This is a genomic window from Zhihengliuella sp. (assembly GCF_031178195.1).
In the GTDB taxonomy this organism is placed as follows: Bacteria; Actinomycetota; Actinomycetes; order Actinomycetales; family Micrococcaceae; genus Zhihengliuella.
Map to the genome: position 1 here is coordinate 326659 of NZ_JAPSJL010000001.1, position 17101 is coordinate 343759.

15 protein-coding genes, 1 tRNA gene, 1 other RNA gene and 1 pseudogene are annotated in these 17101 nt (G+C 72.2%); 9 read left to right on the plus strand and 9 right to left on the minus strand.

Annotated features, from left to right (window positions below):
• Window positions 1-62 precede the first annotated feature (62 nt).
• Complete coding sequence (locus tag RIN46_RS01405; protein WP_309080576.1) at window positions 63-1286, minus strand: hypothetical protein; 1224 nt, start codon at window positions 1284-1286, stop codon at window positions 63-65.
• A 381-nt stretch (window positions 1287-1667) separates the two neighbouring features.
• Between RIN46_RS01405 and RIN46_RS01410 the strand changes: the two genes are divergently transcribed.
• Complete coding sequence (locus RIN46_RS01410) at window positions 1668-2228, plus strand: NAD(P)H-dependent oxidoreductase (protein ID WP_309080575.1); 561 nt, start codon at window positions 1668-1670, stop codon at window positions 2226-2228.
• A gap of 92 nt (window positions 2229-2320) precedes the next feature.
• A complete protein-coding gene (locus RIN46_RS01415; protein WP_309080574.1) occupies window positions 2321-3076 on the plus strand; it encodes a DsbA family oxidoreductase in 756 nt (251 codons plus the stop codon).
• Between the two features lie 123 nt (window positions 3077-3199).
• On the opposite strand, the gene RIN46_RS01420 is transcribed toward RIN46_RS01415, so the two are convergent.
• From RIN46_RS01420 to RIN46_RS01430, 3 genes are all read right to left on the minus strand, one after another.
• On the minus strand, window positions 3200-4636 hold the full coding sequence (locus RIN46_RS01420) for a sugar porter family MFS transporter (RefSeq protein WP_309080573.1): 1437 nt from the start codon (window positions 4634-4636) through the stop codon (window positions 3200-3202).
• A gap of 178 nt (window positions 4637-4814) precedes the next feature.
• On the minus strand, window positions 4815-5453 hold the full coding sequence (locus RIN46_RS01425; RefSeq protein WP_309080572.1) for a LytR C-terminal domain-containing protein: 639 nt from the start codon (window positions 5451-5453) through the stop codon (window positions 4815-4817).
• Window positions 5450-5788, minus strand: a complete 339-nt coding sequence (locus RIN46_RS01430; protein ID WP_309080571.1) for a type II toxin-antitoxin system VapB family antitoxin — start codon at window positions 5786-5788, stop codon at window positions 5450-5452. Before RIN46_RS01430 ends, RIN46_RS01425 begins: the two co-directional genes overlap by 4 nt.
• Window positions 5789-5991: 203 nt before the next feature.
• Here RIN46_RS01430 and RIN46_RS01435 point away from each other — a divergent pair, with 203 nt between their 5' ends.
• Window positions 5992-7026 (plus strand): 2-oxoglutarate and iron-dependent oxygenase domain-containing protein, encoded by a 1035-nt coding sequence (locus RIN46_RS01435; protein ID WP_309080570.1) that lies wholly within the window; start codon window positions 5992-5994, stop codon window positions 7024-7026.
• Here RIN46_RS01435 and RIN46_RS01440 read toward each other — a convergent pair.
• Window positions 7023-7568, minus strand: a complete 546-nt coding sequence (locus tag RIN46_RS01440) for a hypothetical protein (protein WP_309080569.1) — start codon at window positions 7566-7568, stop codon at window positions 7023-7025. The genes RIN46_RS01435 and RIN46_RS01440 overlap by 4 nt on opposite strands.
• A 277-nt stretch (window positions 7569-7845) precedes the next feature.
• On the opposite strand from RIN46_RS01440, the gene RIN46_RS01445 reads away from it, so the two are divergent.
• Window positions 7846-8175 carry a stress protein gene (locus RIN46_RS01445; RefSeq protein ID WP_309080568.1) on the plus strand — a complete coding sequence of 110 codons (330 nt, stop codon included), beginning with the start codon at window positions 7846-7848 and terminating at the stop codon, window positions 8173-8175.
• A 146-nt stretch (window positions 8176-8321) separates the two neighbouring features.
• On the plus strand, window positions 8322-9203 hold the full coding sequence (locus RIN46_RS01450; RefSeq protein WP_309080567.1) for a manganese catalase family protein: 882 nt from the start codon (window positions 8322-8324) through the stop codon (window positions 9201-9203).
• A 312-nt stretch (window positions 9204-9515) separates the two neighbouring features.
• Here the strand turns inward: RIN46_RS01450 and RIN46_RS01455 are convergent, their stop codons facing one another.
• The 3 genes from RIN46_RS01455 to RIN46_RS01465 form a co-directional block, all read right to left on the minus strand.
• Window positions 9516-10355: a Rieske 2Fe-2S domain-containing protein gene (locus RIN46_RS01455; RefSeq protein WP_309080566.1), complete on the minus strand. Its 840-nt coding sequence runs from the start codon at window positions 10353-10355 to the stop codon at window positions 9516-9518.
• Window positions 10356-10500: 145 nt separating this feature from the next.
• Window positions 10501-11808, minus strand: coding sequence for a DUF3100 domain-containing protein (locus RIN46_RS01460; protein WP_309080565.1), 1308 nt, complete (start codon window positions 11806-11808; stop codon window positions 10501-10503).
• Window positions 11805-13025 carry an amidohydrolase gene (locus RIN46_RS01465; RefSeq protein WP_309080564.1) on the minus strand — a complete coding sequence of 407 codons (1221 nt, stop codon included), beginning with the start codon at window positions 13023-13025 and terminating at the stop codon, window positions 11805-11807. The genes RIN46_RS01460 and RIN46_RS01465 overlap by 4 nt, the downstream gene beginning before the upstream one ends.
• A gap of 86 nt (window positions 13026-13111) precedes the next feature.
• Between RIN46_RS01465 and RIN46_RS01470 the strand changes: the two genes are divergently transcribed.
• Both RIN46_RS01470 and RIN46_RS01475 read left to right on the plus strand, forming a co-directional pair.
• Window positions 13112-14212, plus strand: a complete 1101-nt coding sequence (locus RIN46_RS01470) for an AsnC family transcriptional regulator (protein WP_309080563.1) — start codon at window positions 13112-13114, stop codon at window positions 14210-14212.
• 302 nt (window positions 14213-14514) lie between these two features.
• Window positions 14515-15682: pseudogene (locus tag RIN46_RS01475) on the plus strand (IS481 family transposase).
• Between the two features lie 111 nt (window positions 15683-15793).
• On the opposite strand, the gene RIN46_RS01480 reads toward RIN46_RS01475, so the two are convergent.
• Window positions 15794-15878 (minus strand) — tRNA-Ser (locus RIN46_RS01480).
• Window positions 15879-16022: 144 nt separating this feature from the next.
• Between RIN46_RS01480 and ffs the strand changes: the two genes are divergently transcribed.
• Together ffs and gluQRS are read left to right on the plus strand one after the other, a co-directional pair.
• Window positions 16023-16119: signal recognition particle sRNA small type (gene ffs / locus RIN46_RS01485), an RNA gene on the plus strand.
• Between the two features lie 29 nt (window positions 16120-16148).
• Complete coding sequence (gluQRS, locus tag RIN46_RS01490; protein ID WP_309080562.1) at window positions 16149-17066, plus strand: tRNA glutamyl-Q(34) synthetase GluQRS; 918 nt, start codon at window positions 16149-16151, stop codon at window positions 17064-17066.
• The last annotated feature ends 35 nt before the right edge of the window (window positions 17067-17101 follow it).

Below are 17101 nucleotides of genomic sequence, written 5' to 3' on the forward strand. Positions count from 1 at the left end.
TCGGGAGCGCCTTGTTCTACGGAGCGCCGTGTTCTACGGAGCGCGGTGTTCTACTGGCGGTTCTACTGGGAGCGGTGGCGGCGGACGAGCAGGACCGCCGCCGTGATCGTGAGCAGCGCACCGCCGACGGCCAGCGCCGCGAGGCCCGGTCCCGCCAGGGAGGCTCCCTCCACGCCCACGGCCCCGGTGTGGTCGGCGTCGAGGCCGTCGCCGTCCGGAGTCCCCGGCCCGGCCCCCGCGCTGCTCGTCGGGTCGGAGCCGGCCGGCGCGGAACCCTCCGCGGCCGACGACGCCCCGCCGTCGGAGGACTGCGCACCGGCGTCCGCCGAGGAACTCGTGCCGGACCCGGGCGCACCCGAGCCGCCCGCGTCCGAGTCGCCCGCGTCCGTGCCGCCGGGGCCCTGACGGTCCCCTCCCGCGTCGCCGGATCCGCCCGGCCCGGTTCCGCCGGGGCCCTGGCCGCCGTCGTCCGCCGAGGCCCCCGAGCGGTCCGTCGCGGATCCGCCGGCGCCCGGGCCCGCTGGATCGGTCGGGGCCGGGTCACCGCTCGACGCGGGCGTCGCCCCGGGTGCCGGATCCGGCGCGGCACCGTCCGGATCGGCACCGTCCGGATCGGCGGGCTCCGGCGTGGACGACGTAGGCCCCGGGGTCTCGGTCGGGGTCGGTTCGGCCGGGTCCTCCGACGGTGCGGGGGCACCGTCGCCGACCACCTCGACGGAGTAGTCGACGATCATCGAGCTGGAGTAGCCGTCGGTGGCCTGCATCGTGAAGTCGTAGGTGCCCGGCTGCGTGGGCGCCGGCAGGCTGAAGCGGCCGTCCTCGTCGACGGCGTAGGCGACCGCGCGGGACCCGCTGGAGCGGACCATCACCTGGACGTTCGTCGCGGCCCCGGGGACGACGCCGGCGATCGGCTCGCCCGGGGCCACCTCGCCGCCGCGCGGGGTCGAGGTGATCTCGGGGTCCGCCACCGTCCCGCTCGTCGGCTGCGGCGTGGGGGCCGGCGTCGACGTCGAGCTGCTCGAGGTCCCGTCGGTGGGCGCGGGACCCTCCGGTTCCGGCGTGGCGGCCGGTTGGTCGCTGCCCGACTGGTCGTCCGTGGAGTCGGAGCCGCTCGTCTCGGGCGCGGTGGTGTCGGCCGCGGTCGCCGCCGGCGCGCTGCGCATCGCCGGCTGAACGCCGGGGGTCGCGGCGGCCGCAACAGCGGGGGCCGCGAGACCCGCCGCGGCCAGCAGGGCGGCGGCGGCCGCCGCGTGCCATGCGGTCGTCCATGGTCGGGTCGAAGTCATACCCCAGCGCTTTCCGTCGGGTCGGGCCCGCCTGTCGATTCCGGGCTGCGCGCCCGCGGCGCGTTCTGCCTGCTGCGCACCGCCGACGGGTGCGTCCGATCCAGCGTAGGCGCATCAGTTAGATAACAGCAAGGTAACGATCCACCCCGGGGATCCCCGGCGGGCACTTACCCTCGACTGCCGCGAGGGGCGGCGGACCCGCTAAAGGCCCTCTGATCTGCATGGCAGCGCGCCCGCGGACGGATCGGGGTTCCGTTGCCGCACCGAGACCAGTAGCGTCGCCCTAGAGCCCGGGTTGAGGCGGGAACGCCACCCGGGGCGGCTCGCAGGCACGGACCACCCGGCCGTGCCACGAGAGCCCGACGGACGAAGGAGAGAGCCATGACCCGCATCGCCATCATCGCAGGCAGCACCCGCCCCAACCGGCAGGCCAGGACCGTGGCCGACTGGGTGCTCGAGCACGCCGCCCAACGCAACGACGCCGACTTCGAGCTCGTCGATCTGGCCGACCAGGGCCTGCCCCTGCTGGACGAGCCGATGCCGCCCTCCCTCGGCGAGTACACCAAGGAGCACACGCGGGCCTGGGCGGAGCGGATCGCGTCCTTCGACGGCTTCGTCTTCGTCACCCCCGAGTACAACCACTCGGTGCCGGCGGCCCTGAAGAACGCCGTCGACTTCCTCTACGCGGAGTGGAACAACAAGGCGATCGGGTTCGTCAGCTACGGCAGCGCCGGCGGGACCCGCGCCGTCGAGGCGTGGCGCCTGATCGCCGCAGAGGTCCAGATGGCCGATGTCCGGGCCCAGGTGTTCCTGCCGTTCTCCACTGACTTCGCGGAGAACCAGTCGTTCGAGCCCAGCGACGGTGCCACCGAGGCGCTGGGCCCGCTGTTCGACCAGGTCGTCTCCTGGTCGGAGGCCCTCCGCGCCGTCCGCGAGCGCTGACGCGCAAGGCTCCCCGAGAGGGCGACGGCGATCGGCAGGGTGGCCGGCAGGTGGCCGGGAATCAGGCGGGGAGGCGGCGCGTTGTCCCCGTCATGACCGAAACCCCCTCCCCCGCCGCGCCGTTGCGCGCCCCCAGCCCGACGGCCCGCCTACGCGTGGACATCTGGTCCGACGTCGCCTGCCCCTGGTGCTACATCGGCAAGCGTCGGTTCGAGGCCGCGCTGAGCCGCGTCCCCTTCCGCGACCGCGTGGACGTGTCCTGGCACAGCTTCCAGCTGGACCCGGGCCTGCCGGAGCACTACGACGGCACCGAGCTCGACTACCTCGCCGAGCGCAAGGGCCTGCCACGCGAGCAGGTGCTGCAGATGTTCGAGCAGGTCTCCTCCGCCGCGGCCGGAGAGGGGCTCGAGTACGACTTCGACGCCGTGAAGGTCGCCAACACGTGGACCGCGCACCGGTTGCTCCACCTGGCGGCCGAGCACGGCGCGGCCGACGCCCTGAAGGAGGCCCTCCTGTCAGGGCACTTCGAGCACGGCCTGGACCTGGGCTCGCGGGACGAGCTCCTCGCCGCGGCGACGGCGGCCGGTCTGCCCGGGGACGCCGTCGTCCGCGTCCTCGACACCGATGCTTACGCCGACGCGGTGCGCGAGGACGTCGAGCAGGCCCGGGCGCTGGGCATCGGCGGCGTCCCGTTCTTCGTCCTCGACATGAAGTACGGCGTCTCCGGGGCGCAGTCCGCGGAGGCCCTCGAACAGGCTCTCACCCAGGCGTGGTCCGAGCTCCCGGTGCTGCAGCCGGCGGCCGGGAGCGCCGCCGGGGCCGCGTGCGGGGTCGACGGCTGCGACTGATCGTTCCGTCCGCGACGGTCCGTCCGGACAGGGAGAAGCCCGGAGGGCCGATGCCTTGAGCGTCGGTCCTCCGGGCTTCTCCTCTCCCGTGCCCCAGCGGTCCGGGGCCTCGAACGGGCGGGGTCAGGCGTGCATCTCCTCGAGCTCCTTGCCCTTGGTCTCCTCCACGAACTTCCAGACGAAGATGAAGGACAGGACCGCGAACGTCGCGTAGAGCCCGTAGGCGAGCGTGAGCCCCACGTTGGCCAGCGGCGGGAACGTGTAGGTGATGACGAAGTTCGCCAGCCACTGGGCGGAGGCCGCCACGGAGAGTGCGACGGCACGGAGCCGGTTCGGGAACATCTCGCCGAGCAGGATCCAGACCACCGGGCCCCACGACATGCCGAACGCCACGACGAACAGGTTGGCGGCCACGAGCGCGATCATGCCCCACGGCTGCGGCAGGTTGACCACGGCCTCCCCGCCCGGCTCGGTCGCCGGGGTGACGATCGCCTGGCTGAAGGAGATCGCCATGGTGAGCAGGCCGACCGCCATGCCGGCCGAGCCGATCAGCAGCAGGATCTTGCGGCCGATCTTGTCCACCAGCATGATCGCGACGACCGTGACGACGATGTTGACGATGGACGTGACCACGGAGATCGTGAACGACGCCGACTCGGCGAAGCCCACGGACTTCCAGAGCGTGTTGGAGTAGTAGAAGATCACGTTGATGCCGACGAACTGCTGGAACACCGAGAGCAGGATGCCGACCCAGACGATCGGCAGGAGCCGGCCGTTGCCGCCCACGAGGTTGTGCAGGCCCTGCTTGGTCTCGATGTTGATGGTCGCCTTGATGTCGGCGATCTTGGCCTCGACCTCCTCCTTGGTCTCGAGCCCCATCACCTCGACCAGGGTCTTGCCGGCGCGAGCGTAGTCGCTGATGGCCACCAGGTAGCGCGGGGATTCCGGGAGCCGCAGGGCGAACAGGCCGTACAGGATCGCCGGGACCGTCTCCGCCAGGAACATCCAGCGCCAGGCGTCGAGGCCCATCCAGCCCAGGGCGTCCGACCCGCCCAGGGCGCCGGCGATGAGGGCGTTGGAGAGCAGGGCAGCGAAGATGCCGGTCACGATCGCCAGCTGCTGCAGCGCGCCCAGGCGCCCGCGGCTGTGCGCCGGGGAGATCTCGGCGATGTAGGCGGGGGCGAGCACGGACGCCATGCCGACGCCGATGCCGCCCAGGAAGCGCCAGAGGATGAGGTCGACCACGCCGAACGCGAAACCGGAGCCGAGGGCCGAGGCGGTGAAGAGGATCGACGCCAAGACCATCGCCCAGACGCGTCCCTTGCGGTCGGCGATGGGTCCCGCGCTCCAGGCGCCGGTCATGGCGCCGAGGAGGGCGCACGAGACGGCGAAACCCGTGAGACCGGGGCCCAGGCCGAAGTCGCTGCTCATCGCATCCACGGCGCCGTTGATGACGGAACTGTCGAAGCCGAAGAGGAATCCGCCGACGGCGGCCGCGATGGCGACGCCGATGACCCGCCGGGGAGTCTTGTGGTGTGGGGTAACTGAGACGTCTGACATGGCGGACATGCTACCCCCCGGTAGGCGCTGTGCGAATGGCGTCCCCGCCGAGGTGCGTCGGGCGGCGGCTACGGGCCGACGAGCCGGCGGCCCGTCATCGGCGGCCGCGGCGCAGTGGCCAGGACGAGCAGTGGCCAGGACGAGGGGCGGGACGAGGCGCGCCGCGACGGGACGCGGATCACCGGCAGACGAGCGGTCCGGGCTCGGTGCTCACTTCGGCCGCCGGCTGCAGCTCCTGGAAGCTCTCGCCCAGGACGAGCCGCACGGTCACCCCCGCCATGTCGTCGTCGCGTTCGTAGGCGGCGCCGGGGAGCTGACGCTGCACCGTGAGCGCGGCGTCGTAGCCCTCCGGTCCGCTCACCACGAGACCCACCATCCCGCGCGACGGCAGCGAGTCGTTGCCGAGCACGCCCGGGCGGAAGCCGCGGTCGACGAGCTGCGCCCGCGTTCCCTCGGCGAGGCCGGGCCGGCTCGTGGCGTTGTAGACGTCCACCGTCACCCCGGCCGGATCCAGATACTGCCGTTCCCCCGGCGGGCACGCGGGCTCCGAGGGCGCCGCGGCCGCGTCGGAACCGGGCTGCGGCCACGACAGGTCGAGTCGCTTGGTCAGGACCAGGTAGCCGGCCACCCCCATGGCGACGACGAGGAGCAGGACGAGGACGAGCGCGATCCCATGCCGGAGGCGGCGCCGGTAGTGCTCCGGATTCTCCACGTGCTCGGGATCGTCGACGGCGTCGGTCAGCTCCTCCAGGTCCGCCCCGGTGTAGACCTTCCGGCCGTCCCACTCGAGCGGCCCCTCCCCGGTCCGGCGTTTCATGCCCCGGCGCCCCTGGCCGCGTCGGCCTGCGAGCCCGCACCGTCCAGGCGCAGCACCCGCGCGTGCAGGACGGCACGCTGGTGCAGCGCCGTCCGCACGGCGCGGTGCAGGCCATCCTCCAGGTACTTCTCGCCACGCCACTCCACCACGTGCGGGAAGAGGTCGCCGAAGAAGGTCGAGTCCTCGGCCAGCAGCGCGGAGAGGTCCAGCGTCGTCTTGACCGTGACGAGCTGATCCAGCCGGATCTGCTCGGGCGGGATCTGCGCCCAGTCCCGCGGCGTGGTGTACCCGTGGTCGGGATAGGGGCGGTGGTCGCCGACTGATTTGAAGATCACCGTCCCAGCCTAGACAACGCCACGCCCGCTCCCAACGGCCGCCACGACGGCGGTGAGCAGCCCACCGGCGCAGCGCGCAACGCCGTCGTTCCCCGGACTCCTCCTCCCGACTCCGTCAAGGGGTCCGCAACCCTGCGTCACGGGCGGAAACCGAGCGTCACAGATGCTGGGGCGGCCGCAACAAATGGCCATACGGTGTCCGCATGGCTACAGTTCGCACTTCCGTCCCCGTGCTGGACCTCTCGACGGCCCGTCTGACCGACGGGCGCTTCAACCCCGAGTTCATCGACGCCCTGCGCGACGCCGCCCACAACGTCGGCTTCTTCCAGATCGTCGGCTACGGGGCGCGCCCCGGCCAGCCCGCCGAGCTCCTCTCCACCCTCGCCGAGTTCTTCGCCCTCCCCCTGGAGGACCGTCTGGCCCTCGACAACCGGAACTCCGCCCAGTTCCGGGGGTACACCCGCCTGGGCAAGGAGATCACGCAGGGCCGCGCCGACTCGCGCGAGCAGATCGACTACGGGCCCGAGCTGCCCGTGCGCGCGGACGTCCCGGCCGACCAGCCGTACCTGAACCTCCAGGGCCCCAACCAGTGGCCGGCGGGATTCCCGCGGCTGGAGGCGGCCGCCATGGAGTGGGCCGAGCTGATGAGCGGAATCGGCGCCGAGCTGCTCAGGGCCATCAGCGTCTCCCTCGGCCTGCCCGAGGACCACTTCGCCGAGCCGTTCGACGGCGACCCCGCCTGGATGGGGAAGCTGGTCCACTACGTGGGCGGCCAGATCCCGGAGGCCGGCACGCAGGGGGTGGGATCGCACGCCGACTACGGCTTCGTGACCCTGCTGCTGCAAGACCAGATCGGCGGGCTCGAGGTCCAGCCCTACGGGCAGGACGAGTGGATCACGGTTGAGCCGATCGAGGGGGCCCTGGTGGTGAACCTGGGCGAGATGCTGGAGGTCGCCACGGACGGGTACCTCATGGCCACGATCCACCGTGTGACGGCCCCGCCGCCCGGCGTCGACCGCTACTCGGTTCCGTTCTTCTGGTCCCCGCGCCTGGACGCCGTGATCGACCGCGTGGAGCTGCCGACCGAGCTGGCCGCCGAGGCGCGCGGCGTCTCCGACGACCCGACGAACCCGATGCTCGCCTCCTACGGGGCCAACGTGCTCAAGGGATGGCTCCGCGCCCACCCGGAGACCGCCGCGAAGTTCTACCCCGAACTGGTCGGGGCCACGGCCCGCTAGCGTCCCGTCCGGACCGGGTCGGTCTGCGGGGAGCGCCGCTCCAGCTCGAACAGCACCCAGGACAGCACTGCCGCGCCGACGGCCATGACCGCCCGCGGCCTCGCCACGCGGCGGGCGGTCAGCGCACGGTGGATGCGGGCATCGATCGCCGCCCCGCCAGCGGCGCTCGCATAGACGGCCCCCGCCAGGAGCCCTCCGACGGTGATCGCGCCGAGCGTCGAGGCCCGACGGGCCGCCGTCGCGTCCGACTGGCGCTGCTCAGTGCCCTCCGGGTCCGGGCCGTGCGCGTCCGCGGCGGTCGTGAACGAGGTCCGGAAACCGGACCTCCAGCCCAGGCCGCCGAGGGCCCCGACGACGAGCGCCAGCCCGGCCCGGAAGCAGCGCCTCGTCGCCGGGCGGAACGTCGTCGGATCCACCAGGGTCGCGGCGCCGGTCAGCGCGGCCTGCACCAGGCCCGCCGTCGTCGACTCCCTCCAGTGCGAGCAGTCAGACCCGTGCTGCTGGAGCGGCTGGACGGTGCTGGAAGCGCGGTCTGCGGTCATACGTCCAGCCTACGGCCCGCGCTGGTCCGGTGCCGGGCCCGTCTCAGCGATCGACTCCAGCACCGACGCCCGGGCGCCGGAGCGGAGAACGACCGGGGCTCGCGGCGCACGCCCAGACAACGCGCCTCCCTTGACGCTCGCTCAGCGTACGCCCAGAGCCAGCGAAGAGTCCCCGGAACTCCCTTGAGCAGGACTTGGATCGCTCCTAGCGTCGGAGACGTCGGCACCGGATGGACCGGAGGCGACGCAAGCAGAGGCAAGTAGAAGGGAGTAAGACATGGCTGACAACAACAACCCGGGCCAGTTCGGAAACCGGAACGACACCGAGGAGCAGGCCTCGCGCGGGGGCCAGCAGAGCTCCGGCAGCTTCGGCGAGACCAACAGCGCCGACCCCAGCCGCGCCGGCGAGCAGGGCGGCCGCGAGAGCTCCGGCAGCTTCGGCGAGCCCAATAGCGCCGACCCCAGCCGGGCCGGCCAGCAGGGCGGCCGCGAGAGCTCCGGCAGCTTCGGCGAGCCCAATAGCGCCGACCCCAGCCGCGCAGGCTCCCAGGGAGCCGAGGCGCAGCCGACCGAGGCCAAGGCCGAGGGCGGGCGCAACAGCCATTGATACCGATCGAGCATTCGCATGAGGGTGCGGGTCCGGAACCGACCGGGCCCGCACCCTCGCTTGTTCGGTCCGCTTCCACCACGTTTTCCAGCTCGTTCTGAATCCGATCCGTCCGCCACCCCGCGGGCGCTGAGTGAGGAGTTGAGATGTTCCTTCACAAGCAGGCCCTTCAGTACAAGTCCACTCCCGAGAAGCCGGACGCCGTCTACGCCCGGAAGCTGCAGGAGGTGATCGGCGGCCAGTACGGCGAGATCACGGTCGCCATGCAGTACAGCTTCCAGGCGTGGAACACGCACATCCCCGGCAAGTACCGCGATCTGCTCTTCTCCACGGCCGCCGAGGAGTTCGGCCACGTGGAGATGCTCGCGACCATGGTCGCCCAGCTGCTCGAGAAGGCCCCCGTGGGGGCGACGGAGGAGGCCGTTCAGGACGATCCCGCCGTGGCGGCCGTCATCGGCGGGACCGACGTGCAGCAGGCCATCGTGGCCGGTGCCGGCGCACGTCCCGTGGACAGCAACGGCAATCCGTGGAGCGCCGCCTACGTGACGGCCAGCGGCAACCTGCTCGCGGACTTCACCTCGAACGTGAACGCCGAGATGCAGGGCCGCCTGCAGGTGGCGCGGCTCTACCACATGACGGACGACCCCGGGGTCCGGGACATGCTGGCGTTCCTGCTCGCCCGGGACACCATGCACCAGAACCAGTGGCTCGCCGCGGCCCGGGAACTGCAGGAGGAGTCGAAGGAGAACCTGCCGGTGCCGAGCAACCTGCCGCAGAGCAAGGAGCATCAGGAGTACTCGTACCAGGCCATCAACTTCTCCGACGGCGAGCAGATGGCCGACGGTTCGTGGGCCCGCGGCACCGCCCCCGACCAGCTCGGGGAGTTCACCTACGTCCCGACGCCGATGGACGGCACGCCCATGCCGCCACCCACGCACCCGGACGCCCGCTTCTTCGGCACCACCGGCGTCCCCAACGTCGCCGAGCAGGCGGCAGCCACGGCCCAGGACAAGCTCAAGCGCGAGTAGCCACGGCCGGCACCGGCGGCACGGGTCGACGTTCAGGCCCGCAACGCCACGACCGAAACAGACAGGCGGGGCCCCCGCCCCCCGCCCGGGGGCCCCCCGGGAGGCGCGGGGTGTGCCCGCAGCGCGGGGTTTTACTTCCCCCCCCCAACCCCCCCCCCCCACCCCCCCGGGGGCCCCCCCGCCCCCCCCCGGGCCCGCCGCTCTGTCTGCGCTGTGTCTCCGCTCTGCGCTGGGTCACCGATCTGCGCTGTGTCTCCGCTCTGCGCTGGGTCACCGATCTGCGCTGTGTCTTCGATCTACGCCGGTCTCCGCTCAGGCGGGACGGAGCCGGACGTGGCCGTCGGAGACCATCAGCTCGTAGCGGGGCTGAGGGATGCTGGCGGGACCGGTGTCGACCGCCCCGGAGCCCAGGTCGAACGCGCTCCCGTGCCACGGGCAGACGATGCACCCGTCCCGCACCTCTCCCTCGGCGAGCGGGCCGCCCAGGTGCGAGCACGTGTTGTGCAGCGCCCGGATCCGCTCCCCGGTCCGCAGGACCATGACCGGTTCCCCGTCGACGTCGACGACGGCCGGCGTGCCGTCGTCGAAATCGTCGATCCGGCCGACCTCGACCCAGTGCTCCGTGGGCTCCGGCGCGCCGGCGCGGTTCACGCCCACACCCTGGGCGTAGGACAGGTGGCCGCCGAGGAACCCGGAGGCGCTGACCACGCCGAGCCCTGCGAAGGACAGGCACCGGCCGAGTCCGCGGTGGCCGGCGCGGCGGCTGAGCAGCGAGGCGAGGTACAGCACGCTGGCCACGGAGTTGGCGGCCGCGTGGACGAAGCCGACACGGCGCTCCGCCCCCTGCGTGTAGGACCAGTCGTGCAGGCCCGTGGCCGCCGCCGGGACGGTGCCGAGCAGGCCGGTCGCGACGGCGGTGTCCGCCGCCTCGTCCTGGCCGCAGACATCCAGGACCGCGGCCATGCCGTAGGCCCCGAGCGGGACGGCGATGAGCGCCGGGTGCAGGGGGTGGCCCAGGTGCTTGCCGCCGAGCAGGTTGCGGATCGGCGGCGGGGACAGCACCGCGCTGACGCTGGACGCGAGGGGCCCGGCCACCCGGTCGAGGTCCCTCCACTTCTCCAGTCGGGACAGAAGGGGTTCGAGGTAGTTCACGTCGGCCTTCCTTTCTCGCAGCTGGTCGGCCCGTTCAGCGGGCGTCTGGTGCGAGCTTCGCCCGTCCGGTCCGGAAACGCAATGGTTCCGCGCCCGCGGTCAGCGACGGTACAGCGCTCCTGCAGCTGATCCCCAGCTCAGCCGCTCAGCCCGCGCCCAGCACCAGCTGGGCGATGAGGACGGAACCGAGGAACGTCCCGGTCAGGACCAGTAGGCCGACGGGCACGATGCGCCAGCCGACGCTGCCGAGGACGCGCGCGTCCCGCCCCAGGCCGAGCCCGGCGAGCACGAGCACCGGAGTGGTCATCGGCAGGAAGTCGATGGGCTCCGCCAGCGCCAGCACGCCGCCGGCGATCGGCGACCACGGCAGGGTGGCCAGCATGGCCAGCGTCATGGTCACCACGAGCGAGGAGATCCGCAGGTACCGATGCGCCAGCATGCCGACGACCACGAAGGCGACGATCATGCCCACGCCGGGGAGCACGTCGAGCGAGACGCCGCCGCCGGCGGCCCAGACGGCTACCAGCATCAGCACGGCGGTCAGGCCCAGCAGGGACCAGTCCGACGCCGCCTTTCGCGGTGCGGCCTCCTTCTTCGGCACCACCTTCGCCTCGGGCAGGACCGTATCTGCCTCCTGCTTATCGGCGCGGCCCCGCGTGAGGAAGCGGTAGAACCGGTCGGCCAGCGGCAGGGCCACGTAGACGCCCATGTAGAGGCCCAGCGCGGAGCTGAGCAGGTTGCTGAGGGCCGCCAGGGCGAGGATGTCGCCCTGCATGGCCGGGAACTGGGCGGCGACCGCGTTCGAGGCGGCGGCCATCATGGAGCCGGAGCCGACGCCGGACCCCATGGCCAGCGCCAGCGGATCGAACCAGCCGGCCCCGGCGAGGATCGAGGCCAGCAGGCCGACCCAGAGGGCGCCGAACACGGTGCCGAAGACGTACATGGCGAGCACGCCCCGGGTCTCCGCGGAGTCGACGCCGTAGCGCTCGCCCGTCATGGCGAACGCGCCCTCGCGGGCGATCGAGAAGGTCGCTCCGATCGACGCGCGGCCCATGCCGAGCAGGACCGCGATCGGCATCGCCACGACGATGGTGAAGAGGTTGCCGATCTCCTGGATGATCAGGGCCGGACCCGCCTGGAGCAGGACGGAGATGTTCTCGCCGACGAGGAACGCCAGCCGGGTCACCAGGAGCAGGACGCCGACCTGCATGGCGGCCGACGCCACACGCTGCGTGTGCTCCGGGAAGGGCTTGAGCCGCTGCAGGCTGACGGCGGCTCCGAGCAGGAGGCCCCAGATGAGCGGGAGGAGCGTCAGCGTGCCGATCCCGATGCCGATCTCGTGGGTGCCGATCAGCTCGGCCGCGATCGTCACCGCCCCGCCCACGAGCACCAGCGGGATCCAGAGCCGGGCCCCGGTCCTCGACGCCGCGTGCGTCGTCGCGCCGGCGGTCATGCCCGGGCCTCGCTGCCGGACGCGACGGCGAGTGCCGCGTAGGGGGCGCGCTCGGCCTGCTCGGCGAGCAGCCCGCGCCGCACCGAGGGATCGGAGGCGACGTCGGCGATGGCCCGCGCCATGGCGATCGCGCCGTCGATCGCGGCGTCGTCGCCGCCCGGTGCGACGGCGTCGTCCGCGAACGCCCGGGTGTGCGGCGGGTTGCCGCTCCCCTTGACGTCGATCATCGGGTGGATGGAGGGCAGGTACTGGGAGACATTGCCCATGTCCGTGGAGCCGCCGGTCATGCCGCTGGCGTCCTGGACGGTGCGCCCGAGCCCGCGGACCGCGTCGGCGAACGGCCGGGCCAGCCGCGTGTCCTGGAGCAGCGGCGCGTACTCGGGCTCCGTCTCCTCGAACTCGACGGTGCAACCCGTCGCGAGCGCGCCGGCCTCGAAGCAGGCGCGGACGCGACCGCGGAGGTCGTGCAGCCGCTCGAGGTCGAACTCGCGCACCTCGAAGTCCACGATGGTCCGCTCCGGGATGATGTTGGTGGCCTGACCGCCGTCGCGCACGAAGAGTCCCACGCGGGCGGTGGCGGGCAGCTGCTGCCGGAGGAGGCCGACGGCGACCTGCGCGACGACGGCGGCGTCGCCGGCGTTGACGCCGTCGGTCGGCGCGGCCGCCGCGTGCGCGGCCCGGCCGGAGAACGTCGCCGCGAACCGGGAGACCCCCTGCGTGTACGTCGTGGCCGGGTCCGCGTCGGCCGTGCCCGGGTGGACCATGAGCGCCACCGTGTGGTGGTCGAAGCATCCCCGCTCCAGCATGAGGACCTTTCCGCCGCCGTGCTCCTCGGCCGGGCAGCCCACCACCTCGACGGTCAGGCCGAGCTCGTCCGCGACGGCCGCCAATCCGATCGCGGCGCCGACGGCCGCGGCGGCGATGATGTTGTGGCCGCAGGCGTGGCCGATCTCCGGCAGGGCGTCGTACTCCGCGCACACCCCGACCACGAAGTCGCCGCTGCCGAAGCGGGCGGTGAAGGCCGTGGGCAGGTCTGCCACGCCCTCGGTCACCTCGAAGCCGGCGCGCGCGAGCTCGTCGCGAACGCGTGCGGCCGCGCGGTGCTCGGCGAAGGACGGTTCGGCGTAGCCGTGGATGTCGCGACTGAGGGAGACGAGGCGGGCGCGGGAGTCGCGGATCGCTCCGTCCAGGCGGTCGCGGAGGGCTTCGGAAGTCATGGGGGACATCTCCTGGGAAGGTGATACGAGTCACCCCGAGCGTACGAAGGGTTGTACTCGAGACCGCTGTAATGCACGATCTCATCATGAACGATGACTCTCTGCACGATTCCGTCACTGCGGGGGCCCTGCGGGGCGGACCGGGCGCGGCGACGCGCTCCGCGCGGGACGCTCACGGCAGGGACGCCGTCGTGCTCGACGAGGACGACCTGCGGCTGGTCCATGCGCTGCAGATCGCTCCGCGGGCGAGCTGGGCCGAGCTCGGCCGACTCCTGGGCATGGCCCCGTCCACGGCCGCGCGCCGGTGGGCGCGCCTCGAGGAATCCGGCGCGGCCTGGGTCTCGTGCCAGCCGATCGACGACCCGGGCTCGTCCATCGCGGTACTGGAGGTCAGCTGCCGGGCGGGGTCGGCACTGGCCGCCGCCACGACCCTCGCCGCCGACTCGGCGGCGATGACGATCGACATCACGTCCGGATCCCGAGACCTCCTGGTCACCGTCACGCGGCCGGACCAGCTCACGCTCAGCGACTACCTGCTGGAGCGGGTCGGCCGGATCCCCGACGTCGAGTCGGTGCGCAGCCACGTCGTCGCCCGGGTCTACACGGACGCGAGCCGGTGGAGGCTGCGGAGCCTCTCCAAGCGCCAGGAGGAGGCGGTCGGCGCCGTGGCCGCGTCGGGCACCCGGCACGGCCCGGCCAGCCCGTTGGACCGGCGCCTCGTGGAGCTGCTCTCCACGGACGGGCGGCGACCGGTGGCGGACCTGGCGGAGCAGCTGGACGTCTCGGAGAGCACGGTGCGCCGACGCCTGCAGGCGCTCTCGGCAGCGGGATCGCTGCGGCTGCGCTGCGAGGTCGCGCGCGATCTCACCGAGTGGCGGGTCCTCGAGTGGTTCTTCCTGCGCGTCCCGCCGGACCGGATGGACGAGGCCGGACAGGTCCTGGCCGGGATCCCCGAACTGCGGACCGCCCTGTCGATCGCGGGACCGACGAACCTGATCGCCGCCGCGTGGCTGCGCACCGTGACGGACGGGCAGCGCCTGGAGGCACGGCTGCGGCAGCAGATGCCGTGGCTCGAGTTCGTCGACCGCAGCGTGGTGCTCCGGCCCGTGAAACTCGTGGGCCGGCTCCTCGATCCGCGCGGATTCGCCGTCGGGACCGTGCCGCTCGTGGCCGACCGGCAGGCCTGAGCCACCGGACCAGACGACGGCGCCGCACGGTGAGCGCTGGAGCCTCGGAGCCCCCAGCGCCAGCGGTGACAGCGGTGGCGGGTCCGTTAACGACTTCGGGCGGGACACCACTCGCTGGTGTCCCGCCCGAAGACTTCGGCGGAGGATGGGGTGTCTAGTCTCAGAACATAGTTGACACTCTCTGGCGCGGGCACCCCCGGTGATACTTGACAGGTGTCTCGGGACATCCTTGACGGTCCGACGGGAGTGATAGTTGACACCTGTCTCGGGACATCGTTGACACCTGCGGCGTTGAGCCGGGCATGGGAAAGCAGAAGAACCTCGTCATCGTCCGCTCCGTGCTCGAGCAGGGCCTGAGCGTCACCGCGGCCGCCACGAAGTACGGCGTGAGCCGCCAATGGATCTACGCGCTCCTGGCCGAGTACCGAACCGGCGGCGCCGAGGCCCTCGAACCGGCCTCCCGCGCGCCCCACCGCCGCCCGATCACCACCCCGGAACCGGTCCGGCAACGCATCCTCGAGCTGCGCCGGCAACTCCACGACCAGGGAGCCGACGCCGGCGCCGAGACCATCGCCTGGCACCTCGAGCGCGAAGGGGATGCCCCCGCCCTCCCGGGCGACGATCCACCGGATCCTCCGCACGGCCGGGCTCGTCGCCCCGGAACCGCGCAAGCGCCCAAAATCCTCCCTGCACCGCTTCGAGGCCGCCGTGCCGAACGAGACCTGGCAAGCCGACATCACCCACTGGCCACTGGAGAACGGCGCCGCCGCAGACATCCTGGACTTCCTCGATGACCACTCCCGCTACCTGCTGCACCTGCAGGCCTACCGCCCCTGCACCGGAGCCGACGTCGTGGAGGCCATGAACGCCCTGATCAAACGCTACGGAGCCCCTGCCTCGACACTGACCGACAACGGCATGGTCTTCACCTCCCGCTTCGCCTCCCGTCCCGGCGCCAGGAACGGATTCGAGACGCTCCTGGCGACCCACCGCATCCAGCAGAAGAACGGCTCCCCGGGCCACCCGCAGACCCAGGGCAAGATCGAACGCTTCCATCAGACCCTCAAACGCTGGCTCGTCCGCCGCCCGCTCGCACCCGACCTGCCCGCCCTGCAAGCCCAGCTCGACGAATTCAGGCACTGGTACAACCACGACCGTCCCCACCGGGCCACCGGCCGCCGCACCCCGGCAACCGCCTACGCAGCCCTACCCAAAGCCGTCCCCGAGAGCACGCCCGAGCAGGGATACCGCACCCGCACAGACCGCATCGATGCCAACGGCAAAGTCAGCATCCGCTACGCCGGCCAGCTCCGCCACCTCGGCATCGGACGCGCCCACCGCGGCGCCCCCGTCCTGCTCCTGATCCACGACGACCGCGTCACCACGACCCACTCCGGAACCGGAAAGATCATCGCCGAGCACCGCATCGACCCCACCCGCGACTACCAGCCGAAACTCCGCCCGGACTGAACCCGCACCCAGGCACGAAAAAAGGAGGTCCTCCGAACCCATAGGTTCGGAGGACCTCCTGTCAACGATGTGCTGAGACATCTGTCAACGATGTCCCGACACATCACACGGCGGAGGATGGGGGATTTGAACCCCCGAGGGCGTGAACCCAACACGCGTTCCAGGCGTGCGCCATAGGCCGCTAGGCGAATCCTCCAATGGCACTCGACTCCGATCCCGCGACCACGCCGCAGCATCAAAATTGAGCAGGCTCCAGCCTACCCGAGACGCGCCGGAACCGCGAATCCGGCATCTCCTGCAGCGATTTTCCCCGCCCGCCGCCGATCGGCTAGACTCATTGATCGGCCCCTCATGTGGTGTCATCCTGCTGAACTCCCCCAGGACCGGAAGGTAGCAAGGGTAGGTGGGCTCTGGCAGGTGCATGAGGGGTCTTTACTTTTCCCGGCTGTCTCGCGGAAGGTGTCCCATGGGTTATGGCCGCTACGCCCCGAGCCCGTCGGGCGAACTCCACCTCGGCAATCTCCGCACCGCCCTCCTGGCCTGGCTCTTCGCCCGCTCCACGGGACGCGGCTTCCTCCTGCGCATCGAGGACCTGGACCGCGCCCGCGCCGGCGCCGAGGAGGCCCAGCTCCGCGACCTCGCCGCGATCGGCCTCACGTGGGACGGCGTCGCCAAGCGCCAGACGGACCGCTCCGCCGGCTACGCGGACGCGCTGGACCGGCTGCGCGCCGCCGGCCTCCTCTACGAGTGCTTCTGCACCCGCCGCGACATCTCCGAGGCGCCCCGCGCCCCGCACACGCCGCCCGGCGCCTACCCCGGGACCTGCCGGGACCTGCCCCCGACCGAGCGGGACGCCCGCCGCGCGGAGCGCCCGGCTGCGCTCCGGCTGCGGTCCGACGTCGTGCAGTTCACGGTGCGCGACCTCCTCCACGGCGAGTACACGGGCGTCGTGGATGACTTCGTGATCGTCCGGAACGACGGCGTGCCCGCCTACAACTTCGCCGTCGTCGTCGACGACCGCCTCCAGGGCGTGGACCAGGTGGTGCGCGGCGACGACCTCCTGTCCTCCGCGCCGCGCCAGGCCTACCTCGCGACCCTGCTGGACGCCCCGGTCCCGGAGTACGCGCACGTGCCGCTGGTCCTCAACGCGGACGGCAAGCGCCTCGCCAAGCGCGACGGCGCCGTCACGCTGGGCGATTTGTCCACCACTCGCGTGGTGGACGGCGTGGAGTACGACGCCGTGGGACCGGACCGGGTGCGCGAGGTGCTGCTGGAGTCGCTGGGGCTGCCGGGCGGCTCCCTCGCGGCGGCGCTCGAGGCGTTCGATCCGGCCGCGCTGCCGCGCGAACCGTGGATCCTCGACTCTCCCCTCACAGGTGTCTGATCCGGCGTGCGCGGCCGTGCGGGAGGGGCTAGGGT